The 25,317-nt window shown below is 62.1% G+C and carries 30 protein-coding genes; 17 read left to right on the top strand and 13 right to left on the bottom strand.

Annotation, left to right across the window (positions count from 1 at the left end; all coding sequences use genetic code 11):
* Positions 1-8 precede the first annotated feature (8 nt).
* The 3 genes from AB4Z13_RS12715 to AB4Z13_RS12725 form a co-directional block, all read right to left on the bottom strand.
* On the bottom strand, positions 9-785 hold the full coding sequence (locus AB4Z13_RS12715) for a hypothetical protein (protein WP_439015762.1): 777 nt from the start codon (positions 783-785) through the stop codon (positions 9-11).
* A gap of 84 nt (positions 786-869) precedes the next feature.
* Positions 870-2,183, bottom strand: a complete 1,314-nt coding sequence (locus AB4Z13_RS12720; RefSeq protein WP_442206068.1) for an epoxide hydrolase family protein — start codon at positions 2,181-2,183, stop codon at positions 870-872.
* A gap of 83 nt (positions 2,184-2,266) precedes the next feature.
* On the bottom strand, positions 2,267-2,707 hold the full coding sequence (locus AB4Z13_RS12725; RefSeq protein ID WP_113183435.1) for a VOC family protein: 441 nt from the start codon (positions 2,705-2,707) through the stop codon (positions 2,267-2,269).
* 232 nt (positions 2,708-2,939) lie between these two features.
* Between AB4Z13_RS12725 and AB4Z13_RS12730 the strand changes: the two genes are divergently transcribed.
* Complete coding sequence (locus AB4Z13_RS12730) at positions 2,940-3,890, top strand: alpha/beta fold hydrolase (RefSeq protein WP_442206069.1); 951 nt, start codon at positions 2,940-2,942, stop codon at positions 3,888-3,890.
* Here the strand turns inward: AB4Z13_RS12730 and AB4Z13_RS12735 are convergent.
* A complete protein-coding gene (locus AB4Z13_RS12735) occupies positions 3,879-4,784 on the bottom strand; it encodes a LysR family transcriptional regulator (RefSeq protein WP_113323891.1) in 906 nt (301 codons plus the stop codon). The genes AB4Z13_RS12730 and AB4Z13_RS12735 overlap by 12 nt on opposite strands.
* A 216-nt stretch (positions 4,785-5,000) precedes the next feature.
* Positions 5,001-5,333 carry a low molecular weight protein tyrosine phosphatase family protein gene (locus tag AB4Z13_RS12740; RefSeq protein WP_113323892.1) on the bottom strand — a complete coding sequence of 111 codons (333 nt, stop codon included), beginning with the start codon at positions 5,331-5,333 and terminating at the stop codon, positions 5,001-5,003.
* Between the two features lie 236 nt (positions 5,334-5,569).
* Between AB4Z13_RS12740 and AB4Z13_RS12745 the strand changes: the two genes are divergently transcribed.
* From AB4Z13_RS12745 to AB4Z13_RS12770, 6 genes are all read left to right on the top strand, one after another.
* The gene (locus tag AB4Z13_RS12745) at positions 5,570-5,884 is read left to right on the top strand and encodes a BufA1 family periplasmic bufferin-type metallophore (RefSeq protein ID WP_037099153.1); all 315 of its coding nucleotides are present in this window, start codon (positions 5,570-5,572) and stop codon (positions 5,882-5,884) included.
* Positions 5,885-5,926: 42 nt separating this feature from the next.
* The gene (bufB, locus tag AB4Z13_RS12750; protein ID WP_439015766.1) at positions 5,927-6,853 is read left to right on the top strand and encodes an MNIO family bufferin maturase; all 927 of its coding nucleotides are present in this window, start codon (positions 5,927-5,929) and stop codon (positions 6,851-6,853) included.
* Positions 6,840-7,661, top strand: coding sequence for an HvfC/BufC N-terminal domain-containing protein (locus AB4Z13_RS12755; protein WP_113323893.1), 822 nt, complete (start codon positions 6,840-6,842; stop codon positions 7,659-7,661). Before bufB ends, AB4Z13_RS12755 begins: the two co-directional genes overlap by 14 nt.
* Positions 7,654-8,181 carry a DoxX family protein gene (locus AB4Z13_RS12760; RefSeq protein WP_113323894.1) on the top strand — a complete coding sequence of 176 codons (528 nt, stop codon included), beginning with the start codon at positions 7,654-7,656 and terminating at the stop codon, positions 8,179-8,181. The genes AB4Z13_RS12755 and AB4Z13_RS12760 overlap by 8 nt, the downstream gene beginning before the upstream one ends.
* A 211-nt stretch (positions 8,182-8,392) precedes the next feature.
* Positions 8,393-8,959: a sigma-70 family RNA polymerase sigma factor gene (locus tag AB4Z13_RS12765; protein WP_442206070.1), complete on the top strand. Its 567-nt coding sequence runs from the start codon at positions 8,393-8,395 to the stop codon at positions 8,957-8,959.
* The gene (locus AB4Z13_RS12770) at positions 8,946-9,581 is read left to right on the top strand and encodes an NrsF family protein (protein ID WP_442206071.1); all 636 of its coding nucleotides are present in this window, start codon (positions 8,946-8,948) and stop codon (positions 9,579-9,581) included. Before AB4Z13_RS12765 ends, AB4Z13_RS12770 begins: the two co-directional genes overlap by 14 nt.
* Positions 9,582-9,595: 14 nt before the next feature.
* On the opposite strand, the gene AB4Z13_RS12775 is transcribed toward AB4Z13_RS12770, so the two are convergent.
* Complete coding sequence (locus tag AB4Z13_RS12775) at positions 9,596-9,826, bottom strand: hypothetical protein (protein WP_113323897.1); 231 nt, start codon at positions 9,824-9,826, stop codon at positions 9,596-9,598.
* A gap of 134 nt (positions 9,827-9,960) precedes the next feature.
* On the bottom strand, positions 9,961-10,134 hold the full coding sequence (locus AB4Z13_RS12780) for a hypothetical protein (protein ID WP_310387318.1): 174 nt from the start codon (positions 10,132-10,134) through the stop codon (positions 9,961-9,963).
* Positions 10,135-10,354: 220 nt separating this feature from the next.
* Between AB4Z13_RS12780 and AB4Z13_RS12785 the strand changes: the two genes are divergently transcribed.
* From AB4Z13_RS12785 to AB4Z13_RS12800, 4 genes are all read left to right on the top strand, one after another.
* Positions 10,355-10,555 (top strand): hypothetical protein, encoded by a 201-nt coding sequence (locus AB4Z13_RS12785; RefSeq protein ID WP_442206072.1) that lies wholly within the window; start codon positions 10,355-10,357, stop codon positions 10,553-10,555.
* Between the two features lie 668 nt (positions 10,556-11,223).
* Complete coding sequence (locus AB4Z13_RS12790; protein WP_007817636.1) at positions 11,224-11,487, top strand: DUF982 domain-containing protein; 264 nt, start codon at positions 11,224-11,226, stop codon at positions 11,485-11,487.
* Positions 11,488-11,595: 108 nt separating this feature from the next.
* Positions 11,596-12,732 (top strand): hypothetical protein, encoded by a 1,137-nt coding sequence (locus AB4Z13_RS12795; protein ID WP_442206073.1) that lies wholly within the window; start codon positions 11,596-11,598, stop codon positions 12,730-12,732.
* Positions 12,733-12,990: 258 nt separating this feature from the next.
* Positions 12,991-14,475, top strand: a complete 1,485-nt coding sequence (locus tag AB4Z13_RS12800) for a DHA2 family efflux MFS transporter permease subunit (RefSeq protein ID WP_442206074.1) — start codon at positions 12,991-12,993, stop codon at positions 14,473-14,475.
* 15 nt (positions 14,476-14,490) lie between these two features.
* Here AB4Z13_RS12800 and AB4Z13_RS12805 read toward each other — a convergent pair whose 3' ends face one another.
* Positions 14,491-15,357 carry an SDR family oxidoreductase gene (locus AB4Z13_RS12805; protein ID WP_442206075.1) on the bottom strand — a complete coding sequence of 289 codons (867 nt, stop codon included), beginning with the start codon at positions 15,355-15,357 and terminating at the stop codon, positions 14,491-14,493.
* A gap of 78 nt (positions 15,358-15,435) precedes the next feature.
* On the bottom strand, positions 15,436-16,092 hold the full coding sequence (locus tag AB4Z13_RS12810) for an O-methyltransferase (protein WP_442206076.1): 657 nt from the start codon (positions 16,090-16,092) through the stop codon (positions 15,436-15,438).
* 91 nt (positions 16,093-16,183) lie between these two features.
* On the opposite strand from AB4Z13_RS12810, the gene AB4Z13_RS12815 reads away from it, so the two are divergent.
* Complete coding sequence (locus AB4Z13_RS12815; protein ID WP_442206077.1) at positions 16,184-16,810, top strand: TetR family transcriptional regulator; 627 nt, start codon at positions 16,184-16,186, stop codon at positions 16,808-16,810.
* Between the two features lie 21 nt (positions 16,811-16,831).
* Here AB4Z13_RS12815 and AB4Z13_RS12820 read toward each other — a convergent pair whose 3' ends face one another.
* Positions 16,832-17,590, bottom strand: a complete 759-nt coding sequence (locus AB4Z13_RS12820; protein WP_442206078.1) for an alpha/beta hydrolase family protein — start codon at positions 17,588-17,590, stop codon at positions 16,832-16,834.
* Between the two features lie 212 nt (positions 17,591-17,802).
* On the opposite strand from AB4Z13_RS12820, the gene AB4Z13_RS12825 reads away from it, so the two are divergent.
* Positions 17,803-18,453 (top strand): dihydrofolate reductase family protein, encoded by a 651-nt coding sequence (locus AB4Z13_RS12825; RefSeq protein WP_442206079.1) that lies wholly within the window; start codon positions 17,803-17,805, stop codon positions 18,451-18,453.
* A 140-nt stretch (positions 18,454-18,593) separates the two neighbouring features.
* Here AB4Z13_RS12825 and AB4Z13_RS12830 read toward each other — a convergent pair whose 3' ends face one another.
* Both AB4Z13_RS12830 and AB4Z13_RS12835 read right to left on the bottom strand, forming a co-directional pair.
* A complete protein-coding gene (locus tag AB4Z13_RS12830; protein ID WP_442206080.1) occupies positions 18,594-18,968 on the bottom strand; it encodes a VOC family protein in 375 nt (124 codons plus the stop codon).
* Positions 18,969-18,971: 3 nt separating this feature from the next.
* Complete coding sequence (locus AB4Z13_RS12835) at positions 18,972-19,685, bottom strand: SDR family oxidoreductase (protein WP_442206081.1); 714 nt, start codon at positions 19,683-19,685, stop codon at positions 18,972-18,974.
* 85 nt (positions 19,686-19,770) lie between these two features.
* Between AB4Z13_RS12835 and AB4Z13_RS12840 the strand changes: the two genes are divergently transcribed.
* The 3 genes from AB4Z13_RS12840 to AB4Z13_RS12850 all read left to right on the top strand — a co-directional run bounded on the left by AB4Z13_RS12840 (position 19,771) and on the right by AB4Z13_RS12850 (position 23,496).
* Positions 19,771-20,712: a LysR family transcriptional regulator gene (locus tag AB4Z13_RS12840; RefSeq protein ID WP_442206082.1), complete on the top strand. Its 942-nt coding sequence runs from the start codon at positions 19,771-19,773 to the stop codon at positions 20,710-20,712.
* Between the two features lie 190 nt (positions 20,713-20,902).
* Complete coding sequence (locus AB4Z13_RS12845; protein ID WP_442206083.1) at positions 20,903-22,390, top strand: L,D-transpeptidase family protein; 1,488 nt, start codon at positions 20,903-20,905, stop codon at positions 22,388-22,390.
* Between the two features lie 140 nt (positions 22,391-22,530).
* Positions 22,531-23,496 (top strand): DMT family transporter, encoded by a 966-nt coding sequence (locus tag AB4Z13_RS12850; protein ID WP_442206084.1) that lies wholly within the window; start codon positions 22,531-22,533, stop codon positions 23,494-23,496.
* 25 nt (positions 23,497-23,521) lie between these two features.
* Here AB4Z13_RS12850 and AB4Z13_RS12855 read toward each other — a convergent pair whose 3' ends face one another.
* Positions 23,522-24,130, bottom strand: coding sequence for a TetR/AcrR family transcriptional regulator (locus AB4Z13_RS12855; protein WP_442206244.1), 609 nt, complete (start codon positions 24,128-24,130; stop codon positions 23,522-23,524).
* 152 nt (positions 24,131-24,282) lie between these two features.
* Here AB4Z13_RS12855 and AB4Z13_RS12860 point away from each other — a divergent pair, with 152 nt between their 5' ends.
* The gene (locus tag AB4Z13_RS12860) at positions 24,283-25,314 is read left to right on the top strand and encodes an aldo/keto reductase (RefSeq protein WP_442206085.1); all 1,032 of its coding nucleotides are present in this window, start codon (positions 24,283-24,285) and stop codon (positions 25,312-25,314) included.
* Positions 25,315-25,317: the final 3 nt, after the last annotated feature.

Below are 25,317 nucleotides of genomic sequence, written 5' to 3' on the forward strand. Positions count from 1 at the left end.
TCAGACCATTATCGACCGCGCGGCAGCGTCTGCTCCTGCCGCATGCCGTCCACGTCCTGAGCCTGGCGAAGCTCGCGCTCTGCGCGCTCCGTGGATTCCTCCACCGTGCGGTGATGTCCGGTCGGCATGATGTCGTCACGCAGCTCCTGATCGAGCGGTGCCTCGTCGTTGAGATCATAGGCACGAACGCGCGGGGAATTCGGATCGAGCCGGCGGGTATGACGTCCCATCGGCGTGGCCGGGCCGGCCATACCGGCCGCACCGGCTGCAAAGACGTCATCCTGCACAGCACTTGCCTGCCGGGCACGCTCGGCATCATCAGCTTCACGAGCCTGGCTTGCATCATATTTCGAGGCTGCAAAAGCCTCGTTCGACTTGCTGATATTCCAGCCCTCTGCGCGCCAGAGGTCCGCACGTTCGTCCATGTCGATGGAGCCTTCGTCATCGAGAATATCGTATGCGATACCGTAGGTGGCATCATCGACCTCGACGGAGATCAGAAACCCGCCCCGGCGCAGGCCTTCGGCATAGACCGACCGGTCTTCATCCGGAAACAGCCAGTCCTCCAGCTTCGACCAGAAACCGCTGCGGTCGTCGCCGGCAACGCCGGCCTTGTCGCCATCCGCTTCATATCCCCGCATCATTCTGACACCGGTGATACCCAGGTTCTTCAGCCGGTCGATCGCCCTGTCGGCATCGTCGCGGCTGTCGAAGAAAGCGGTCAGCGTACTGCGGCCACCGCCGCCTGAGAATTCGGGGGCGCTGTCATTATGGAGATTACTCATTGGGATTCCTCCTCCAGGTCTTTCCTCTTCGCAAACGGTCGAAAAAGCTCGATGTTCCCAAGCGCTCGCGGAAATGCGATCTGCCTATGAGCGCAATGTGCTGAATGCGGCTCGGACCTCCTGGGCGAAGAGTTCCGGCTCCTCCCAAGCTGCGAAATGCCCGCCTTTTGCAGCCACATTGTAATAGATCAACTGCGGATAGGCTCTGCCGAGCCAGTGCCACGGCGGCCGGTAAACCTCGCCGGGAAAGACCGTGACCGCGACCGGAACCTTGACCGGCTCCAGCTTTGCGCCGGCCGCGACGTTCTCCCAGTAGATGCGCCCGCTCGAAGGCCCGGTATTGGTGAGCCAGTAGAGCGTGATATTGTCGAGAATGGCCTGGCTGCCGAGCGCCTGTTCAGGATCTCCGGGGGTAAACACCCAGTCGGCGATCTTGTCATAGAGCCAGGCCGCAAGCCCCACGGGAGAATCCGCAAGCCCGTAGCCGATCGTTTCCGGCCGGGTTCCCATGATCGCAGCGTAGCCGAAGCCATTGGCGAGGAAATCCCGGGCTTCCATGAAGATCAGCTTCTCCTCTGGTGACAAGCTGTCGGGCGCGGCCGCCCCGCTCATCAGCGCCTGCGCCGCATCCGGCGGAAAGGTGGTCGCGCGCTCGACCCTGTTGACGTGGATGCCAAGCAGCCCCTCCGGCGCCTGCCGCCCCAGCGCATCGCTGATGATCGCGCCCCAGTCGCCGCCCTGCGAAACATAGCTGGCATAACCGAGCCGTTTCATCAGCGTGTCCCAGGCGGTCGCGATGCGCTGCGGGTTCCAACCCGTCTCCTTGGGCTTGCCGGAAAAGCCGAAGCCGGGGATCGAGGGGATCACCAGATGGAAGGCATCGTCAGCCGTGCCGCCATGCGCGGTCGGGTCAGTCAGCGGGCCGATCACGTTAAGCAGTTCGAACACCGATCCCGGCCAGCCATGCGTCATGATCAGCGGCAGGGCATTCTCGTGGCGGGAGCGGACATGGATGAAATGGATATCGATGCCATCGATCTCGGTCACGAATTGCGGAAAACCGTTCAGCTTCGCCTCGGCTTTGCGCCAGTCGTAGGAAGACTGCCACTCATCCACCAGCGCCCTCAGCCTCTCCGGCTGCGCCCCCTGCGAACGGTCGCGCACGGTCTCGCCGTCTGGCCAGCGGGTGGCGGCAAGCCGACGCTGGAGATCGGCGAGCGTGGTCTCGGGAATATCGGCCCGGAACGGCCGGATTCCGCGGGCGAGCGCCTCTGCATCGACGGGATCGGCCGCGCCCGCAGGCGACGACAGCACCGCCGTCAACCCGGCCGCCGCGCCCGCAAACAAGAGCGAACGCCGTGACATGCCTAGTCTTACGATTGATTGCCCTGATTTCATGACTTGCCTCCATTCCATCGGAAGGTTCGCAGCCGCATTTCGGACGCCTGACATCATGCGCCTGAAATGCGCCGGAAGCGATCTCAGGCTTCGTCCGGCCCGGCGCGGTAGACCAGGAACTTGTTGCCTTCTGGGTCGCGGAAATAGGCGCAGTAAGGCCCCTCGCCATTCTCCCCGCGTGGCCCCGGAGCGCCCTCATCCGTTCCGCCGGCCTGTAGTGCCGTTGCATGAGCCTCGCGCACCTTTGCGCGGGAACGCGCCTCGAAGGCCACCATGCTGCCATTGCCGGCACGTGCCGGCCTGCCGTCGAAGGGCTTCACCACGCCGAATTCCAGCGTGCGCTCGCCGTAATAGACGGCCCGGCCCGGCTGGACCAGAAAACGGCCGATGCCGAAGACGGCCATGAGCTTGTCGTAGAATTCCCCCGCAGCCTCGAGATTGTCGGTGCCAACGGTCGAGTGACCCGGCAGACCGCGCACCCTTTCGGGCTGAGCGATTGTCAGATTTACGGTCATATCATTCATGTCTCATCATCCTTTCTTGGGGACGCGGGGCCATCCCCCGGCGTCGCTGATGGCGATGATGTACGGCGCGGGCCGATCGCCCGGTACCGAGGGAAAATGAGAGGCAGACTCTCATGGCCGCGGTCTACCGACGGCAGGCGCGATGCACGATCCTTGTCATCGAGAATTCACCCCGATCGCAGCCATGAGGCTTCTGAGCGAGCATGGCCGCCGGAGAGGAAGGACAACGGATATGTTGACATCATCACTTGGACCATTGCTCGTAGCCGCTGCAATCACAGGCGCCACACTCACCCCCGTAAGTGCCGGCACGACCGAAGCCGCAAACCCCGAAATCGGCACCATTGCCGTCGGCGGGGATATCACGCTGCGGCGACTCGTCGTGCACAATCCGGCGCCGAAAGGCACCGTGCTCTTCCTGCACGGCTTTCCCGAAACCTCGCTCGTCTGGCGCGACATTGCAGCCGCGCTCGGCGACGAATTCGAGGTGCATGCCTTCGACTGGCCGGGATATGGCCTGTCATCTCGGCCCGCAGCCGAAAACTTCTCCTATTCACCGCGTGCTTATGCCGGCGTGCTGAAGGCCTATATCGACAAGGCCGGCATCGACCGATCCACACTGACGATCTACGCCGCCGATATCGGCGCCCTGCCCGCCCTGCTCCTGGCCATCGACGAGCCCGATATCGCAAGGCGCATCATCGTCGGCGACTTCGCCCCCTTTAATCGGCCGGCCTATATGCATGAGCGCCTGCAGAACCTGAAGGCCGAGCCGGCGGCTTCCAGGACCCGCGCCGCCATGAACCAGACGAGCGACGAAATCCTTGAGAACGCTTACCGGCGTGGCCTGCCTGACGACAGGCAGTTCGATCTCGCCGCCGGCGTCAAGGAAGACATGGTCCAAGGCTGGAGCCATGGCGCCCTCACCTCCGCCGATGCCTTCTACCATTATTATGCGGCCTTCACCCGCGATCAGGATCTGCTTGAAGCAAACCTCGGAAAGCTCAAGACGCCGGTAAAGGTGATATGGGGCGAAAAGGATATCTATATCGACAGCCGGATGGGCGCGGAATTCGCCGAGAGGACCGGCGCACCACTCGATATCCTGCCCGGCATCGGCCACTATCCGCACCTGCAGGCGCCGGAACGGGTCGTCGCCGAAATCCGCGCCCTACTGGATTGAGCCATAGGTCCGGCAGGCCTCCCGCAGCCGCGGCAGCGTCCAGTCGATGAAGGAGCGCACCTTGAGCGCCAGAAAGCCCTGGCGCGAATAGACGATATGGATCGGCTGCGGCGCCCCGGCATAATCGTCAAGGATCGGCACCAGAGCCCCGGAGGCAAGTTCGCCGGGGACCTGGTAGTCGAAAAGCCTGGCAATACCGGCTCCGCCCACGGCGGCGGCAACGCAGTTCGCCGCCGTATTGACCTCGATACGATGGCGCGGCACCACCTCCACCGGCCGGCCATCGATATCGAAGGTCCAGAAGAAGGTCCTGTTGTTGAAGATAATGCCGTCATGATCGGGCAGTTCGCCGGGATGCTGCGGACATCCGCAACGCCTGAGGTAATCCGGGCTCGCGCAGGTCAGCAGCCGAAATTCGGCAACCTTGACGGCATAGAGCGAACTATCCGCCAGCGCTCCCAGACGGATGGCGATATCCACCTGCTCGTTGACGAGATGAACGGTGCGATCGAAGGACAAGAGGTTCAGCGAAACCTCCGGATGCTCCGCCAGAAAACCGAGCGCGATCGGCAGCACATAACGGTTGCCGAACTCCACCGGCATGGTGATCGTCAGCGTTCCCCGCGGCCGCTGATACTCACCGGAAGCCCGGCGCTCTGCCTCCTCCAGTTCTGCAATGATCTTGCGCGCCGCATCCACATAGTCGCGCCCGGCATCGGTGAGTTGCAGGTTCCGGCTTGTGCGGATGATGAGATTGGCGCCGAGCAACCGCTCCAGCTCGGCCACCTTGCGGCTGACGCTCGGCAGCGGCGCATTCAGCCGCTTGCTGCCCGCCGACAAACTGCCGGCATCGACAACGGCAAGCAACACGCGCATGGCATCCAGCCGATCCATCCCCGCCCATCCTCTGTCACAGGGAGAGGCAGCCGATCACCGGCATCTACGGGACGCGCCATACGCCGCCCTCGTCCCGAAGCCTTTCCCCGGTAAAATCTTAAACCTTCGAAACTCCTGCCGATAGTATCGATCGATATCCGGCACCGGCCAGACGAGAAGTTTCACCCTGCGTCTCAGCAAAACATATTTTAAAGATTCAGGTTGAGCATCGCCTCAGAGATACCGCGGGACCTTGCTTTCCAACAGGCTGACCAGCATCGGGTCCATGAATTGGTAATCATCGGGAATGTCGAGGCAGACAATGCGCTTGCCGTTCAGCGACCTGCGGAATTTGCGGGTGAGTTTGCTGCGATGCGCCTTCTCCATCACGAAGATGATGTCGGCCCATTCCACCTGTTCGGCATCGAGCGGATTGCAGGCATCGTTGTTTGTCCCCGCCGACGACACCTCGATGTCCTCACGAGTAGAGAACACCTGCTCGGCGGTCGGGCTTCGCAGCTTGTTCTGGCTGCACACGAACAGCACGTTTCGAGGTTTGATTGACATTCGGGCCCCTACCATGGCAGCGGAGTCGAACTGATGATTGCAATCAGCATAAGCAGCATCATCGCCCCCGGCAAAGCGGATTCCTCTGCCGGGACACCGCGGGAAAGGCCGCCTCCGCGCGCCCAGCCCACCATCACGCGTTCGTTACCACCTCGCCTGTAACAACCCGCCCTCTCCTTGCGAATACCGGACGTGCCCCGCTGAAACAGGGGCGTTTCAAGCAACGGAGACTACCAATGTTGAAGACTTCCATCAGCACCGCCCTTCTTGCCGGCGCGATCACGTCCGCTCTTGCCACGATGGCCAGTGCCGCCCCGCTGACCAAGGCTGAGGCCGCTGCTGCAACCGCAGCTCATAAGGAGAAGTGCTACGGCGTTGCGCTGAAGGGCCAGAACGATTGCGCTGCCGGTCCAGGCACCACATGCCAGGGCACCTCGGTCAAGGATTTCCAGGGCAATTCGTGGAAATTCGTCCAGGGCGGCACCTGCGCCTCGCTCGATATTCCCGGCGACCGTCATGGCTCGCTGAAGCCGCTGACGCGCGACATCTAAGCCGTCGGAAGCAGACGAAGATCAAGGAAAGCGGAGGCGTACATGGCAAACGTCAGCATGACGAACAACCTTCCCATGGAGACGGAAAGCACCCTCCGCTTTCCGACACTTTCACTCGCCGGCCAGGCCGGTACCAGCTTCAAGCCGGAACATCTTGCAGCAATCTCAGCCGTATCAGGCCCGCAGGGTTTCTTCGAAGTCCATGCCGAGAATTACATGGGCGCCGGTGGCCCGCCGCATCGCGCACTCGAAAGGGTACGCCGCGACCACCCGATTTCACTGCATGGCGTCTGCATGTCGCTCGGCGGCCCGCAGCCGCTCGACAAGGATCATCTCAAGCGTTTCAAGACTCTCGTCGACCGTTACGAACCGGCGCTGGTGTCCGAGCATCTTGCCTGGTCGACGCATGTCGATACCTATCTGAACGACCTGCTGCCGCTGCCCTATACCGCCACAACGCTCGCCCATGTCTGCGATCATGTCGATCAGATGCAGAACGCCATCGGCCGGCCGATCCTGCTCGAAAACCCGTCCACCTACGTACTCTTTGCGGAATCCTCCATGAGCGAGACGGATTTCATCCGCGAGATCGCCCGGCGCAGCGGCTGCGGCCTGCTGCTCGACATCAACAATGTCTTCGTCTCCGCCACCAATCACAGCTTTTCAGCACTGGAATACCTGCGCGATTTTCCGCTGTCCGGTGTCGGCGAGATCCACCTCGCCGGCCATGCCGAACAGGAGGATGACGAAGGCGAACTGCTCTTGATCGACAGCCATGACGGCCCGGTCGCCGATGCCGTCTGGCAACTCTATGAAATCGTCATAAACAGCTGCGGCCCGATCCCGACGCTGATCGAATGGGACAGCAAGATCCCCGATTGGCCGGTGCTGCGTGCCGAGGCGCTGGCCGCACAGGCGATCCTTGATCGGCACGCCAGTGACCGGGAGACCTTCCATGCCCTCGGCTGATATCCTGCCCATGCGCCGATCCGCGCCTGACTTCGCGGGACAGTTTTCCGCAGCCCTGCTTGCTCCCGATGCACCGGCCCCTGACCTGGTGACAGGCCCACGCGGCAAGCGGGCGGAGAAACGCTACAATGTCTACCGCAACAACGTGACCGTCAGTCTGATTGCCGCATTGTCGTCGATCTTCCCGGCAGTCGAACGCATCACCGGGGCGGATTTCTTCCGCGCAATGGCCCGCTTTCACGTGCGCGAAACACCGCCCAACTCGCCGCTGCTCTTCGAATACGGCCGGGATTTCCCCGATTTCATCGACCGCTACGAATACGCGCAGGACATGCCCTGGCTGTCGGATGTGGCACGCGTCGAGCGCGCCTGGCTGGATGCCTATCACGCCGCCGATGCGCCAGCGCTCAAGCCAGAAGCCCTTGCGGCCGTACCGCCGGAAGAACTCGGTGCCGTAACCTTCCAGCCGCATCCATCGACGCGGCTGATCGCATCGGCCTATCCCGCCGTGACCATCTTCGCCATGAACCGCGGCGCCGGGCCGGTCGGCCGCGTCGAGAACCGGTCCGAGGAAGGTTTGATCACGCGCATCGACGACGAGGTCACGGTTCGCCACCTGCCGCCGGGCGGAGCCGCCTTCCTCGCCGCGCTGCTCTCAGGCGAATGCCTTGCGGCAGCCGTCGCGGCGGGGCTCGAGGCGGAGCCTGCCTTCGATCTCTCCGGCATGATCGGCGAGATGATCGCGGCCCATGCCTTCTCCACCATCAGGGCCTTCTCCCACGTCGAAATGGAGATTTTCAATGTCTGATATGCTTGATTCCATGCCTCACAATGGGCCTCGCCACGGCGCTCTCTCCCCGCTGGCAAGGTTGGTAGCGACGGCTGACGGACTTGTCCGCGCCGTCGCCCAGCCCGATATCGTCCAGGCTGTCCTCCGCGTGGCGCTCGCCGTTCCCTTCTGGCGCTCCGGCATCCTGAAATGGGATGGCTTCCTGCAGCTGAACGATACGGCAATCGACCTCTTCACCCAGGAATTCATGCTGCATCTGCCGGGCGGGCCTTACCCCTTCCCCATGCCGTCAGTCATGGCCTTCCTGTCCGGCTGCGGCGAGATCATCTTCCCGACGCTTCTCGTCTTCGGCCTTGCCACCCGCTTTGCCGGCCTCGGCCTGCTGTTCATGACTTGCATCGTGGAGCTGACCGTTCCCGATGGCTGGCCCATCCACATCACCTGGGCGGCGATGGCGCTTGCCATCATGCGCTACGGGCCGGGCCGCCTGTCGCTCGACTATCTGATCGCGCGGATCTCAGGCGCTGCCAACAGCTAGAATTCACCACAGCAGCGATCCACATAAACACCCGCCCGGCTCCTCATCGCGCCGGGCGGCTTTTGCGCTTTGTTGCCGCACTACTCTTGCCGTTTGCCCGCCGATGCGCTCAATAGGCGCCGACGCCGGCTCTGCCTCACGTGCCGCGTCATCAAAATTTTCAGGATGACGGTAACAAACACGTGGCCCCGTGCGTAGAGGTGAGTAGCGGATGAAATATTCGGCCCGCGAAGAGGAATGGGCAGCCTGGATGCGCGCGGCAATCGCCGGCGACGCGCTGGCTTATGACCGTTTCCTGAAGGCCGTAACACCCTATCTGCGTTCGATTGCGCGCAGGCGCTGCGACCAGTTCGGTGCCCCGCCGAGCGAGGTGGAAGACGTGGTGCAGGAAGTTCTGCTGGCAGTACACCTGAAGCGCGGAACCTGGGATATTTCACGGCCGATCGGCCCGTGGCTGTCCACCATCGTGCGCAACAAGCTGATCGACAGCCTGCGCCGGCGTGGCCGCCATGTCAGCGTGCCGATCGAGGATGTGATGGAAACGCTGGAAGCCGACCACCAGGAGGATGGCGCCGAGCGCATCGACGTCGACCGCATGCTGGAAGGCCTGCGCGACCCGCAGCGCGAAATCGTGCGGTCGATCTCACTCGGCGGCGCCGGTATCCGCGAAACGGCCGAGCGGCTACAGATGACGGAAGGCGCCGTGCGAGTGGCGCTGCACAGGGCGCTCAAAGGATTGGCGGCCCTCTATCGGAGCAACACGCGTGAAAACGGATGACCTGATCAACATGCTGGCAAAGGATGCGCGCGTTCGCATCCGCTTTGGCCGCGTCTTCATGATCGCACTGGTCATCGGCGTGGTGATTTCAGCCGCACTTCTCATCTCCACCATCGGCATCCGCAGAAACATGGCCGAGATGATCGAGACGCCGCGGGTCCTTTTCAAGCTCGGCACCACCCTGCTGATCGCCGTGACGGCCACCCGCCTCGCCTTCCGGATCGGCAAACCGGGCGTCTCGCTGCGCTCGGCCGCCCTGACGCTCATCCTGCCGCTGGCAGTTCTGATTGCCGGCATCGCCACCGAACTTCTCGTCGTGCCGCAGGCGAACTGGGCAAGCAGCATGGAGGGGCATTTCTCCGCCTTCTGCCTGTTCTACGTGCCGACCCTTTCGATCGCGCCGCTTGCCGCCATCCTCTATTCGGTCCGCCAGGGCGCCCCTGAAAATCCGGGCACGGCGGGTGCGGTGGCAGGTCTTGCCGCCGGCGGCATTGCGGCCGCCATCTATGCCTGGCACTGCCCCGACGACAGCCCGCTATTTCTGGCGACATGGTATTCGATCGGCATCCTGGTGGCGACGGCAGCCGGATTCCTGCTGGGCAGAAAAATCCTCCGCTGGTAGCGACGCACGACGCTCTAACGCGTCCGCTTGCCCGTCAGCGCCTGCCAGGCGAGCCGCAACGTATCGAGGCGGGAGCGAATGCGCTCCTGTTGCGGGATGGCCAGCCGGTTGCGAAAATCGGCAAGCGCCTGGGCTTCCAGCCTGCTTCCGAGTTTTTCGGGCAGATGCGGCACAGGTGCGCCCGTCAGCCGGTCGATGACAGTCCAGTCGTCGCCGTTCCGGCGCTCGATGTCGTAACGGTTCATTGCGGTCAGGATATCTCTAAATTAGGGGTGTGGATGACAAGAAAGCGGTTTTCCCAGCGACATGCAATCGGCAAAATGTGAGTGAACGTCAGAAAATACGCTCATGGTCAAAATTGCGTTGCCAAAGCGTGATGTCATGCGTTGGATTTCGCCGTTCTCGTCTTGCCGAGGCGCTTGCGCACCTTTGCGGGCCTGGCCTTCAATTCGGCCTCAGCATATTTCAGATCCATGAGAGGCAGGGGCTTGGTGTTGATCGTGGCGATCTCAGCCTCGAGCGTGTTCAGACCCACGATGATCTCGTCGAACATTCTTGCTTCCCCGTGTCTTGCTTCCATACGCCCGTCCTCCCCTACGGTTCACTTCGCAGGCGCTACGGTAGCATCCGACAAAATGGCAGACCAATCCCACATTGGAGCTAACCCGAATGAACCTCATTTACCGTCTTTTCGCCATCGTCGCGACATGCATTGATAGCAATACGGACTTAAGATGCTTTGAGCGTTGGGAAACCAATTCCTGGAGGATACCATGCACGAGATGACCCCATCGGAAATGCTGAGAGATCCGCTGATCCGCCAGATGCTTCGCGCCGACAAGATCAGCCTGGCATCCTTTGCGGCCCTGCTCGACGCTGCCGCCCGTCGGCACGCCCGTCCTGCAAACGACAGCAGATTTGCGACGTCGAAGATGCCGGATACCTGGAGCGTCGATGCCGCGGCCTATATCTGATTGACCGTTTTTTGCCGATGCCCGTCCGACTCCGGGCACCCCTGAGGCCCGCTCCCAAGTGAGCGGGTCCTTTTTTTTTGCGACGGCGCGAGCCTCGAAAGTCTTCTTGAAATCCGCCGATTTGTCTCAAACGCCTGATGATGAAGGCGGCAGGCCCTCATGCACGCCTGCCGCCTCCCACCTCCGAGCGTCCGCCGCCTAGCGCTCCAGGAGGGAGGGCCACCATAGCCCGGCATTGTGGCCTTTCGGGCAGTTTGCCCTGAAGATATTCCCGGTGTCGTCTGGCGGTCACATCACCCATCTGGAGCAGCGGGATTGCTTTCGGGCATATGTCGTTGAAAGCGTTGGAGGAGATTAGGCCGCACCTGTGGATAAGCTGTGGAAACCCTGTGGATTGCAGGCCGCATACGGGCGCAGTCCGGCACCGGGCGTTGCCATTTCGTTCCAAATGCGGTCTTCTGAACCTGCTTGCCATCGGCCTCCGCCGCAACTGACGCCGATGCAGCCACAGGGCGCTCCGACATCAGGTCGTAGAGCGCCCTTTCTTTTGCCCGCGGCAAATAAGTCACGTGCTCAACATTCACGCATTCCGCAATTCCGAATTTCATAATTCACGCGTATAGTGTGTTGGAGGGTCTCAATCTCCGTGCCTTGAGGGGTCGAGGACAATGAACTGGAACACGTCATCGGCATTCGCGCCGGTCGGGCTGGTTTTGCGCGGTCGGGAAACGCACACCGTCGTGCGTACGCTCGGCGACGCCGCATACCTGCTGATCCGGGACTGGCCTTTCGATGATGGCGAGGAATATATGATCGCCGTCAAAGCCTGCATCGACGCCATCTGTGGAGACGTTGCCCCGGAACAATTCCGGGAAGCGTTTTTGCGTGCCGCAGACGAAGCGGGCATCGCCGCGCTGACCATTGTCCATTGATGGGCGTCCATTGAGGCAAAGACATAGACCGCATTGATTTTCTCGGCAAAACCGTCATCTGCTGCCGGCGCCGCAATGACGCGCGCAGGTTCGAAGACCCGAGAAACAATGAAGACAGCAGCAATCATTGGCGCAATCGCCTGCATGGCCTTAACGAAGGCCGCGGTTGCGCAGTCGAACCTTGATGTCTCCCCGCTCCAGCCGGACTATGTCGCCGTCATGCAGGCGCTCGACAAGAACGGAGTCCAGGTCGATCCGACCGTCACGATTATCCATCACGACGGCATGTTTCTGAGCGAGACGCTGCGGGGTGGACGGGCCAGCATCGGCTTCGGGCCTGATAGGAACGATCCCGTTCTGCGCTGGAGCAGGCAGGCGGATGGTGAGATCACGTTCCTGGAGCTTCTTCTTCGCGACCGCAAACCGGATGCCACGAAGACAGAAACGCCTCAACCACTCCAAGAAGTCTCGACCATTGCCGGCGAGCACTGTACATGGCTCCAAACGGCGAGCAAGCCGCCCGCGCCCGGAACATTCATCGCCCGCGAGCAGAATTGCGCCACCGAGGACGGCATCGTCATCGAAACAAGGCTGCTGACCCCGAATGACGTGCCGCTCTACCACACCCGCCTTACAAGGCTCGACCGCCGCCCCGTCACTCCCGCGGAGATCTATCCGCCATCGGAAATCCTGACTCCGGAATTCTGGCTCAAACCGATCCGCAGCGAAAATACCGATCCCTCCCAGCCCGATTTCGACATCACGCTGGAGAGCGTAGGCGGCTCAACCATGCGGTTGTTGCGGCATTATCCCTGGTACTATCGGGAACAGCGGGACCGCGGCGGCTCCGTCAGCATCAGGATCTGGAGCAAGCGCGAAGATCAGGGCATCTCCTATCGGCAGGCAAGCGGCTATCGCAGGCTCATGGCCGGACGTCCAGCAGACGACGGCTCCCCGCCTTTGAAATTCGATGAGGCAACCGGAAAGGCCTCGCTCGGCAAGAGCGAAACAATCCTCGGCGAGACCTGCGAATGGTTTGATCTGATGCCGGGAGTTCAGGACGCCGGAAACAGCGAGTGCCTCACAGGCGACGGGCTGCCGCTCAAGCTTGATATCAGCGGAATGAATTTGGCCTTCCCCTACACCGCCACATCATTCCGCCGCCGCCCTGTCGCTCTCTCGGAGATGCGCTTGCCAACCGAAGCCTTTTCGCTGGAAGAATGGGGATTGCCTGCGGCGCAGTAAGCCGATGCAGGATATCGGTTTGCGTTGTGCTGTGGCACACCCTATCGAATCGAAACGACGTCGTAGAGAAAAACCCGACAGAGCAGCGCCCTTCCCTCACAAAACACACCCGAATTCCACGCGCCTCCGCTAAAAATCGCCTTGCATCCAAGCGACAGCATAAAGACATAGGAAATACGCATACCCGGTGTCGCAATCAGCCCGGCACTTTCGTCTTACGGCAGAATTCCTTCTTTCAGATATGGATATAGGAACACCATGACCAGTGAACCCTTGCTTTCAGAGATCGAAGAACAGGCCGAACTGCCGGTCGAAGACCATAGTGCCCGCAACAGGCTGGTGATCGGCCTGCTGCTCGTCTCCGCCTTCGTGGTCATCCTCAACGAAACCATCATGGGTGTGGCGATCCCGCACCTGATGGCAGATCTGAAGATTCCGGCAAGCTCCGCCCAATGGCTGACCTCGGCCTTCATGCTGACCATGGCCACCGTCATCCCCGTGACTGGCTATCTCCTGCAGCGGCTGAACACGCGTCCGGTCTTCATCCTCGCCATGTCGCTCTTTTCCGCCGGCACGCTGGTCTCTGCCCTTGCCCCCGGCTTCCCCATGCTGGTCGTCGGCCGCATCGTCCAGGCCTCGGGCACGGCGATCATGATGCCGCTGCTGATGACGACGATCATGAACCTCGTGCCTCCGCATTCGCGCGGCAAGACGATGGGCAATATCTCGATCGTCATATCCGTGGCGCCTGCCATCGGCCCGACGATTTCAGGCCTCATCCTCTCTTCGCTCGACTGGCGCTGGCTCTTCCTGCTGGTGTTGCCCATCGCGCTTGCGGCTCTCGCGCTCGGCGCCTCGAAAATCGAAAACGTCACCGTGCCGTCGAAGGCGCCGCTCGATGTTATCTCGGTCATACTCTCGGCCATCGGCTTCGGCAGTTTCGTCTTCGGCATCAGCGAGCTCGGTGCACCCGAAGCGGGTGCGACGCCGCTCGATCCCCGCCTCATGCTCGTCGCCGGTGCCGCCGTCATCGCCATCTTCATCTGGCGACAACTTCATCTCCAGAAGCACGAGCGGGCGCTGCTGGACCTGCGCACCCTTCAGACGAAGACCTTCACGATCGCCGCCGGCATGATGGCGATCCTGATGATGTCGATGTTCGGCGTCTTCATCCTGTTGCCGATCTATCTTCTGTCCGTGCTCGGCCAGACGACGCTCACGACCGGCCTGCTGCTTCTGCCCGGCGGCCTGATCATGGGCCTCTGCGCCCCCTTCGTCGGCAGGCTGTTCGACCGCTACGGCCCTGCCCGCCTCGTCATCCCCGGCGCCATCCTGTTCAGCGGCGTGATGTGGAGCCTGACCTTCATCTCCACGACGACCCCGGTCTGGGTGGTGCTTGCCATCCATATCGTGCTCAGCATCGGCCTTGCCCTGATGTTCACGCCGCTCTTCACCGTCAGCCTCGGCTCGCTGCCGCCGAAACTCTATTCCCATGGCAGCGCCATCATCGGCACCACCCAGCAGGTCGCCGGTGCCGCCGGCACAACGCTCTACGTCGCCATCATGACCTGGCGCGCCGGTATCCTGACTCAAGGGGAAGCAGATGCCGCAACGGCAGCCGTCGGCGGTATGCAGTCCGCCTTCTTCGTCGGCGCGCTGATTTCGCTGGCGGCCGTCGCCGCATCCCTTTACGTGAGACGCCCGCCCAACCAGCCTGAGGGACAACCGATGGGCGGGCATTGAACGCTTCCGGCGAGCCTACCGCGCATAATAGCCAGGCTGATCGAGATCGTCGATGAGGCTGCGATAAGTCGGCTGCCAGCCGAGCAACCAGCGTGTATGGGCGCTGGAAGCCGCCATGTTCGTCGCCGCCATATTGGCAAACCAGCCGAAGTGTTCGTGAGGGCGAGACTCCACCGGCAGGCCGAGCTGGCGTCCGATCACCTCGGCGATCTGCCGGAACGGCACTGCCTCATCGGCGATTGCATGATAGGCCGCTTCGGTCACGCCGCTTTCCAACGCCAGACGGTAGAGGCGGGCCGCATCCAGCCGGTGCACACCCGACCAGCAGTTCCTTCCGTCATCCGGATAGGCGGACACGCCGGTCTCACGAGCAATGCGCACCAGTATCGGGATGAAGCCATGGTCGCCGATGCCGTGCACGCTTGGGGCAAGCCGCATCGTGGCCGCGCGTATCCCCTGCCCGGCAAGTGCCCGGGCGGCGGCTTCCGATTTGCGAGGCGATGCCGGGTTCGGCAGGTCCGCTTCCTTTGCACCCAGCGGAAAGCCCAACAGGCCGGATGTGACGATGAGCGGACGATCCGATCCGGCAAGCGCGTTTCCGAGCGCATGGATGGCGCGCTCGTCCTGCGCCGCATTGTCGAGAAATTTCGAGAAGTCATGGTTGAAGGCAGTATGGATCACGGCATCGGCCTTGGAGGCGGTATCGCTAAGAAGGTCGAGGTCATCGAGCGATCCCGGAACGAGCTTTGCGCCGATGATCGCAATGGCCTTTGCTTTTGCGATCGAGCGGACAAGCCCGCTGACCTTGTGACCGGCGCGGATCAGCTCCTCGACGATGGCGGTGCCGACCCAGCCGGTCGCACCCGTTACGAATATGTGCATTGCTACGATCTCCATTACCGGGCGCCCATCGGGCAGCCCTGTTTGAAGTTGGGGTGGTTGTGCGGGAACTAGTCGAAGTCAGGCCACGCGAATCGACAGCTCGATGTCGTCGGCAAACGACGTGGACATGTATCCGCCTGCGGGCGACCGGATATGGTCGAGATATTGCGGGCAGTAATCGGCATCGTCTGCGATGACGAGCGCGCCGGGCCGAAGCCGGCCTTCGACCAGCGCCAGTACCTCCGGATAGAGCGACTTCGCTCCGTCAAGCAGAAGCAGGTCGATACTATCTGGAAGATCGGTGCTCAATGTCTGGAGCGCATCGCCTTCGCGGATCTCGACGAGATCGCCAAGGCCGCCTTCGGCAAGGTTCTGTCGCGCCCGCACGACCTTGGAAACCTCGAATTCGCTGCTGATCAGCCGCCCGCCGCCATTGTCGCGAAGGGCAGCGGCAAGATAGAGCGTCGAAATGCCGAAGGACGTGCCGAATTCGACGATGGTCCTGGCATTGGTGCTGCGCGCCAGCATGTAGAGCAGCTCTCCGGTCTGGCGCGAAACGGGCAGCCACAGGTCTTTCATGCGTTCGTAGAAATCGAGATACTCGGTCTTGCTGTGCATGAGCCGCTCCCGCTCATCGCGGGAGAGCGCAGCCATGGCCGGGCTGGTGGCCTTGTCAGCCTCGGCAAACAGCTGATCGAGAAGTGGCGCGAGCGGTGCGCTTGCGAGAGTGTTCATCAGAGAAATCCTTCATTTCGGATGGCTTGCTTTCGAAATGAAAATACGAATAATCCGTCGCATTCGCTAATCGCATTTGCGGAGCGCCGGTATGGCCGATCGTCCAAGCCACGGAATTTCTTCAAGAAAAGCACCGCGACAAGCGCGCTCGAACGAGCTCGTAAACGCCATTCTGCAGGCCGCTGTTCAGGTTTTGGCTCAGGAAGGCGCGCAGCGTTTCACGACTGCCCGGGTGGCCGAAAGGGCGGGCGTCAGTGTCGGCTCGCTCTATCAATATTTCCCCAACAAGGCCGCAATCCTGTTCCGGCTGCAGAGCGACGAATGGCGGCAGACCTCGCATCTTTTGGGCGAAGTCTTGAACGACAGCGCCCGCCCGCCTCTCGACCGGCTGCGGTCCCTCGTCCACACCTTCATTCGCTCCGAATGCGAAGAAGCCGCCGTCCGGGTGGCGCTGAACGACGCGGCCCCCCTCTATCGCGACGCCCCGGAAGCGCAGGAGGCACGGCAGGCTGACGACCCCATTATCGAGCAGTTCATGCGCGAAGCGCTGCCCGATGGATCGGACGCAATTAGGACCATGGCCGGAGACCTGATCATGACGACGATGAGCACGGTCGGAAAGGAATTTTCCGAGGCAGCGCATGACGAGAGCGAAATCTCAGCCTTCGCAGACGCGATGGCGGACATGTTCTGCGCCTACCTCCGCAGCCTGGGCTAACTGTTGAGGCCGCTCAACGGCTCAATGGTACGTCACAACCGGATCGAACATCCTTTGCAGGAAGGAGCGCTGCGCCTCCTGCGCATATTCCCGGGGAATCTGGTGCCCACATTCGAAGACGTGGAGCATGACCGACACGCCTGCGTCCGACAGCGCATCGGAGAACAGTTCTGCCTGGGCAACGGGAGCACGCTCATCGAGCCTCCCGTGCAGCAACAAGGTTTCCGCCCGGATTTTCGGCGCGTGATGCAGGGCCGAGCGGGCCAGGAAGGCTTCGTTCGACAGACCGGCTTCCTGCTCGATCGCCCACCGCAAGCCTTTCGAACTGGACTCATAGACAGCCTTGAGGTCGTAGACCCCGCTGCGCAGGATGACGGCTCTGAGATCGGGAACCTGGGCCGCGACCATGGCCGAGGCGACGGCTCCCCGGCTGTTGCCATAGAGAACGATACGATCAGGATCGACGCAAGGCTGCTCCCGCAGGAAGGAGAGTGCGGCCATGATCGCCCGCTGGGTGTTCGGGCCGCAGAAATCCGCCGGTCCATCAGAAGCCCCGAAACCCGGCTGCGAGACCGCCGCCGCGGTGATATTCAAACGGGAACAGAACCGTAGCAGCGTGCCGGTATCGACCGCCTCTTTCGCGCCGATGAGGCGGCCGCCCTGATTTCCGTGGACGAACAGGATGGCGCCCGCAGGCGCTTGGCTCTCGGGCTGCGCTTGAAAAAGCTCCACACTTGCCCCGTCACCCCTATCGATGAGGTGGCGTGTCACATCAGGCATTTTCACCCTCGCATTCACGTCCAATGGTGAGACAAGACAGAAGGCGAACCTCACCACTGAGGCCGCCGGCCGCTCCGCCGGCGAAACTCGCATATGCAGACCAGCAAGTCTCCCATAAATTTCCTCGGGAATTGTCGGCATGCTGTCGCTTGCTTCGTCCTCAGGCCGAGATCTGGCCCTGATGGCGCGGATCACCACGAGGAGAGACACCCATGAGAAAGATCATCGCTTCCACATTCGTCAGCCTCGACGGCGTCATGCAGGCACCCGGCGGCCCTGACGAGGACCCCGTCAACGGTTTCAGGTTTGGTGGCTGGGTATTCCCCTATGCGGACGACACGATGGGATCCGTGATCGGCGAGCTCTTCGCAAAGCCCTTCGCGCTGCTGCTCGGCCGCAGGACCTACGACATCTTCGCCGCCTACTGGCCCTATCAGGACGACGACATCGCCAAGGCCTTCAATCCCGCTGTGAAATATGTCGCGACGCATCGGCCTGAAACCCTCACCTGGCAGAATTCACAATCGCTTGGACCCGACATCGTCGCGGCTCTACGCAAGATCAAAACGGAGGACGGGCCGAACCTGCTCATCCAGGGATCGGGCAATCTCATCCAGACCCTGCTTGCCAACGAGCTGATCGACGAAATGACCGTGCTGACCTTCCCGCTGCTCCTCGGCAACGGAAAGCGGCTGTTCGAGGGCGGCGCGGCGCCGGGTGCCCTCAAGCTCACGAGATCGGTGGTGTCGAGCACCGGCATCGTCGTCGCGACCTATGAGCGGAACGGCGCAGTCCAGACCGGCTCGTTCGTGTCCGATCAACCGTCCGAGGCCGAGCTCGAACGCCGCCGGACCTGGCAGTAGCCGTGCTGCCAGCGGCAGGATAAAACGCAAGAGGTGACGGGGTCAGGTCCACACCGACCTCGTGACCGTCAGCAGGCGCTCCGCCGATGACAGTCATTCGCACACGCCCGGCGCATTGTCCTCGATGCGTCCTGACTTGTTCAATCAGATGTTCCACCTTCACGAAAAACGAGTTCCAGCAGGATGCCGCCTGGTGTGCGCACGAAGAGGCGCCGTTCGCCGAGTTCGGCGAGATCCATGGTGGAATAGGGAATTTCGTTCCTGTCGAGCTTCTGCCGGAAGGCCTCATAGCCTTCGAGGCGGAAGCCGATATGATCGATTGTCTCTGCGTCCCGGCCGACGGCTCTGCCGCCGCCCGGGATGAGATGCACGACCGGCCCATCGCGACTGTAGAGCCAGTAGCCGGCAAAGCCGAAATCCGGACGGTAGCCGACCGTCAGCCCCAGCAGATCCTGCAGGAACTGCCTCGTCCCTTCCAGATCCGCCGTGCGTAACGTCACATGGTCGAGCTGCATGGCTCACCCGATCGCCCCGCCGCCATCGACACGCACCGTCGAGCCGGTGGCAAAGGGCGTCACCATCAGGAAGAGCACGGCATTGGCAATATCGGAGGGCTGCCCGACCGTCTTTGCCGGCAGGCTGCCCGCGACGCGCTCGAACATCGCATTGCGGTTGCCCTCATCCATCTTCGACCAGAGCGGCGTGTCGATCATTCCAGGCGAAACCGCATTGACCCTGACCGGTGACAATTCCAGCGCCAGCCCCCGCGCCAGCGATTCCAGCGCCGCATTGATCGCTCCCTGCAGCACCGACGAAGCAGACGGGCGCTCGCTGAGGAAGCCGGAAATGAAGGTCAGCGTGCCGCGGTCGGCAACGCGGGCAGCGCGTGCAACGCGATAGGCGCCCCAGAACTTGCTGTCCATGGCGCGGGCCGCATCATCGAGCGGTAGCTTGCGAACCGGCCCGCTTGCCGTCTGGGCCGCGGAAATGACGATATGGTCCCATGCCGCATGGTTCGCGAAGAAAGCCTCGACACTGGCATTGTCACCCGTATCGAGCACCGCCGTCTCGACCTTTCCGGCGATCGATCGCGCGGCTTCCTTGAGCCTGTCCGCCGAACGCGAGGCAATCGTCACCTCCGCTCCCGCAGCAGCGGCCTGTTGCGCAACGGCAAGGCCGATGCCGGAGCTTCCGCCGACGACGAGAACGCGTTGTTTGGCCAGGGATATCATCTGCTCTCTCCAGTTTGCGGCGATGCCGCCGTGGTTTCGATGAGGAGAAGCTAGCGCGACAACGCTCTTGCCGGAATAGGTGTTGTTGTCGACTATCTCTTGCGATATCAGCAAGAATATGAGCGACAATTTCCTCGACATGCTCGTCTTCGTGCGTGTGGTTCAGGCCGGCAGTCTCTCGGGCGCGGCCCGCGAGCTGAACTTCTCGCTGACCGTCGTCAGCCGCAAGCTGTCTCGACTGGAAGAGAGGCTGGGCGTCCGTCTCGTCAACAGAACGACGCGCTCCCTGTCTCTTACCGAAGAAGGCGCGCGCTTCTACGAACGCTGCACAAAAATCCTCACCGAGATCGACGATGCCGAAACCGAGGCGACGAGCGGTAGGGATACGGCAAGTGGCCTTTTGAAAGTAACCGCCACCTATGCCTTCGGCCGCCGCTGGCTCGCGCCGATCCTGCATGAATTCCAGCAGGCCCATCCCGATCTCACCGTCCATCTCGATACCGAGGATGGCCTGGTGAACATCGTCGAGGCCGGCTACGATCTCGCGGTTCGTTTCGGCGCACTGTCCGATTCCAGCCTGATCGCCCGGCAGATCGCCCCCAACCGTCGTGTCATCTGCGCTTCCCCTGCCTATCTCGATCGACGCGGCCGCCCCGAGGTGATCGACGATCTGCTCACCCACGACGTCATCGCCTTCGGAGACCCGCCCAACACGCACTGGACCTTTGCGGATGGGCGCAGCGCCAATGTCACAGCCAGGCTCACCACCAACAATGGCGAGCTCGCCCATCGCTGGGCGCTGCTCGGCGCCGGGCTCGTGCTGAAGTCGATCTGGGATGTGAAGGACGATATCGACAGCGGCGCGTTGGAGCTCGTTTTGCCGGAGGCGAAACTGCCCGCAGCCCCGATCCACGTCGTCTTCCCTCACAGCCGGTTGGCCGCAGCCAAAGTCCGCCTCTGCATCGATTTCCTGTCGCAGCGGCTGCGCAAGGCATCGCCGGCAGAAGTGTCCACGGATCACGGCTGATCTGTCGAAAAAGTGATTTCGTTCCAACCACTTCTGCCTTAAGTGGGCTTGCCACACACAGGGAATGCCCATCTTCTGCCCGATTGTTGGCGCTTTAGTCAGCCAATGCCCCCACACAGACTGCCCGCACGCGCTGGCCCCAAGACTGCGCGGCGAGACAGTGTTTCAATCAGGTTTCAAGGACGCCAGAATGCCGCTGAAAACATCTTCCCGCTGGATTGCACCGCTCGCCGGTCTGCTGGCGCTCTCGGGAAGTGCAATTGCCGTGCGCGCCGAGCCGCTGCCGGCGCCGCCCGTCACGCAGGCCAGCCCGAAGCCCAACTATACGGTTCCTGCCCGCCGCCCCGCGCATATCGTCCGGCAGGATACGGGCGCGTCGCTGTCGGCGCTTTTTGATTCAGTCAGCGGCAATCAGGCCAAGGTGCTGAATGAAATGGGCGGCCTGACGGTTTCGATGAACAACGACATCGCCGATGCGGTCGAGGCCTATTACGCCCAGCCGAAGGCAAAGCTCATCTGGGTCGACGGCAAGGGACCGACCCCCAAAGCCGCACAGGCCCTGAGCCTTCTGAAACAGGCCGATGACTGGGGATTGAATGCCGGCGATTATGCTGTCGCCCCTCCTCAAGGAGGCGACCGCGCGAAAGCGCTGGCCGAGTTCGAAGCCTCCCTCTCAGCCAAGATGCTGATGTTCCTTCAGGACAATTTCCGGGGCCGCATCGATCCTAACAAGCTGTCGAACTACTATGACTTCAAGCGCAAGCCGGTCGATCTGAAGGGCACGATCGCCCAGCTCTCGGCCACGCCTGATCTGATGGTGGTCTTCGACCGCCTGCTGCCGAGCAATCCGAAATTCGCCCAACTCGCGGCCGAACTGCACTACCTGCGCACATCAGGCCAGGGCGGCGACAGCGCCGTCAACATCAACAAGGTTATCGTGGCCATGGAGGAAATGCGCTGGCTGCCGCAGGAATTCCCCGAGCGCTACGTCTTCATCAACCAGCCGGCCTACATGGCCTACTATTATGAAAACAGCACGCTGACACTGTCGATGAAAGCGGTGATCGGCCAGCAGGACCACCAGACGAATTTCTTCGACGCCTCGATCAAGACGGTGGAATTCAACCCTGACTGGGGCGTGCCGCAATCGATCATCCGCAACGAGATGCTGCCGCACCTGAAGCGCGATCCTGCCTACCTGGACAAGGAAGGCTACGTGGTTTCGGTCAAGGGCAAGACGATGCCGTCCGCCAAGGTCGACTGGTCGCAGCCGCTCGAAAATATCGGCGTCGTCCAGCCGCCGGGTGCTGACAATGCGCTCGGCCAGCTGAAGATCCTCTTCCCGAATTCGCACGACATCTACATGCACGACACCCCCGCCCGCGGTAAATTCGCCTCGCAGGACCGTATGTTCAGCCATGGGTGCGTGCGTCTGGAAAACCCGAAGGCGATGGCCGCCGCTGTCCTGAAGACCTCGGTCGAGTTCGTCGATCAGCAGATCGCCGACGGTGCAAAGAAGGACATGCCGGTTCCGGAACAGGTTCCAGTCTACGTCTCCTATTTCACCGCATGGCCGACAGACGATGGCGTCGTCCACTATTTCGACGACATCTACGGCCGTGATGCCGAGACCTTGACGGCGATTTCGGCAACGACTGTGAGCCGCGCTCAATCGTAAAGAGAGAGAGAGAGAGAGAGAGAGAGAGAGAGAGAGAGAGACAATCCAGGCCTGAGCCGACGGCCTTGCTGCGCAAGCAGACGGCGAAACCACACCGCCCTCACCTGTGCAGCGCCCGACAATTGTGGCATAACATGCCGATGGCGATACATGTCTTGGCAGTCCATCGTGATACTGTCGGGACGGAACAGGCCGCAGGCGTTTCGCTTGCAGGAGCCTATTCCGTAGGTGTCCTCTGTTGGCTCTTGTCAGCCGGCGTCTACATCGCAGCCAAATGGGTCTCCGCCGAAATGCCGCCCTGGGCGCTCTGCTTCTGGCGCGTGCTCATCGCCTTCGCGATCCTGCTGCCGATCGTGCGCCACCATTTCGGCGACATGCTTGCGCTGATACGGGCGCGCGGCCTGGAACTGCTTTTCATCGGCGGTATGGGCCTGGCCATCTGTCAGGGCCTGATCTTCGTCGGCCTCGAACATGCCGACGCCACCACCGCCGGCATCATCATCGCGCTGATCCCGATCATCACCATGATCCTCGCCCGCCTGATGCTGTCAGAGCCAATGGGAAGCTGGCAGGTGGCCGGCTCGATCCTCGCCTTCCTCGGCATCGTCGTCATCATCGTCAAGGGCAGCCCGGACGCTCTGCTGCGCCTCGATCTCAATCCCGGCGAACTCTGGATCGTCGCCGGCGCCTTCTGCTTCAGCCTCTATACGGTGCTGCTGCGCAAGGCGAAATTCGATCTGAACCGGCTAGCGCTGCTCGTCCTGCTGCTGGGCTTCGCCGCGCTGACGGCGCTGCCCTTCTATCTCTACGAACTTGCCTCCGACGAACGCTCGACGCTGAACGCCAGCGGCCTCATCGCGCTCGCCTATGTCGCAATCCCCGGCGGCGCGCTCATGTATTATCTCTTCAATCGCAGCATCGAGGCGCTCGGTGCAGCCCGCGCCGGCGTGCTCCTCTACATCCAGACGATCTTCATCGCCGTACTCGCCTACCTGATCCTCGGCGAAAAGCTGCAAACCTATCACCTCGAAGGTGCGGCCCTCATCATCGCCGGCCTGCTGCTCATCATTCTGTTGAAGCCGAAGGAAAAAACCGCGGGAGCCTGAAGCCGCGCGGCGAGGATCAAGGCACTCACCCCTTCGCCCCCGCCCCATAGCGCAACCCATCCACCAAGAGCGCAATCATCCGCCGCGTCGCCGCCGGATCATGTCCCTGCCCGAGATTGGAAAGCTGCGCACCTGCGCGGATGAGTTCGCTTGCCTCCACATCACCGCGTGCCTCTCCCGCTGCAACGGCGCTGTCCAGCAGCCCCTGCAGCGCTGGGATCATCCGCTGGTCGAAATAAACAGGCAGCGCCTCATAGGCCGGGTTTCCGGAATGCAAGGCTGCGGCAAGGCCGCGCTTGGCCATGATGAAATCCGCAAAGCGCTGCATCCAGCGCGACAGCGCCTCTCCCGGTTCATATTCGGCGGCAAGGGCGGCGGCAGATCCGGCGCAGGCATCCACCTCGTTGCGCACCACCGCCTTGATGAGATCCGAGCGCTGGGGAAAATGGCGATAGACCGTGCCGACGCCGACGCCCGCTTTTTCCGCGATCTCGCGCACCGGCGCATCCACGCCCGAGGTGGCAAACACATCCAATGCGGCTTTCAGCAGCAGATCGAGGTTGCGCCGCGCATCCGCCCGTACCGGCCTTTCATGGCCGCCATCAGCCTCACGCGCCTCACCCGGGCTGTCCATCCCGTCAGTCACATCAACACCTCTTGCAAAGCGGAACATTGTTCCGTATAAACGGAACCGCGTTCCGGATGCGCTGTTATAACCTGTTCAACAGGACTTTGCCAGATTCCAATCATGCCCGCGAGGGCATGGCCAGATTAAAGGAAACGAAGATGCAATACCGTCCCCTTGGCCGCACCGGCATCAAGGTCAGCCCCTATTGCCTTGGCGCCATGATGTTCGGCGCCATCGGCAATGCCGATCATGACGACTCCATCCGCATCATCCACAAGGCACTCGATACCGGCATCAACTTCATCGACACCGCAGATATGTACAGCCGCGGTGAATCCGAGGAAATCGTCGGCAAGGCGCTGAAGGGTCGCCGCGACACGATCGTGCTCGCCACGAAATGCTTCATCCCGATGGGAGAGGATCCGAACCAGCAGGGCAGCTCGCGCCGCTGGATCTTCCGCGCCGTGGAAGATTCGCTCCGCCGCCTGCAGACCGATTACATCGATCTCTTCCAGATGCACCGCCCGGCGCCCGATACCGATATCGAGGAAACACTCTCGGCCCTCACGGACCTGATGCGCGCAGGCAAGATCCGCGCCATCGGCTCCTCCACCTTCCCCGCCTCCGATATCATCGAGGCGCAATGGGTCGCAGAAAAGCGCGGCCTCGCCCGCTTCCGCACCGAGCAGCCGCCCTACTCCATCCTCCATCGCGGCATCGAGCGCGAAGTCCTGCCGACCCTGGAACGCTACGGCATGGGTGCCCTTGTCTGGAGCCCGCTCGCCATGGGCATGCTGACCGGTCGCTACCGCCGGGGTGCGGCCCAGCCTGACAGCACCCGCGTTGCCTATTTCCCCAAGCAGATGTCGAACGAAAACAGCCTCGATGCCGTCGAGCAGCTCATTCCCTTGGCAGAGTCGGCAGGCATCAAGCTCACCCACATGGCGCTCGCCTTCGTCACCGCCCATCCGGGCGTCACCTCGGCGATCCTCGGCCCCCGCACCATGGAACAGCTGGATGATCTCCTGGCCGGCGCCGAAGTGCGCCTGACCGACGAAATCCTCGACGCGATCGACGCCATTGTCCCTCCGGGCACCGAGACCGGTCCGCTCGAAGCCAATTACCAGACCCCGGCCATCAAGACCGCCGGCCTGCGCCGTCGCCCGCTTTCCGAGCGCTCCGCCGCCTGACAA

It is taken from the genome of Rhizobium sp. YAF28 (assembly GCF_052113285.1).
Classification (GTDB): domain Bacteria; phylum Pseudomonadota; class Alphaproteobacteria; order Rhizobiales; family Rhizobiaceae; genus Rhizobium.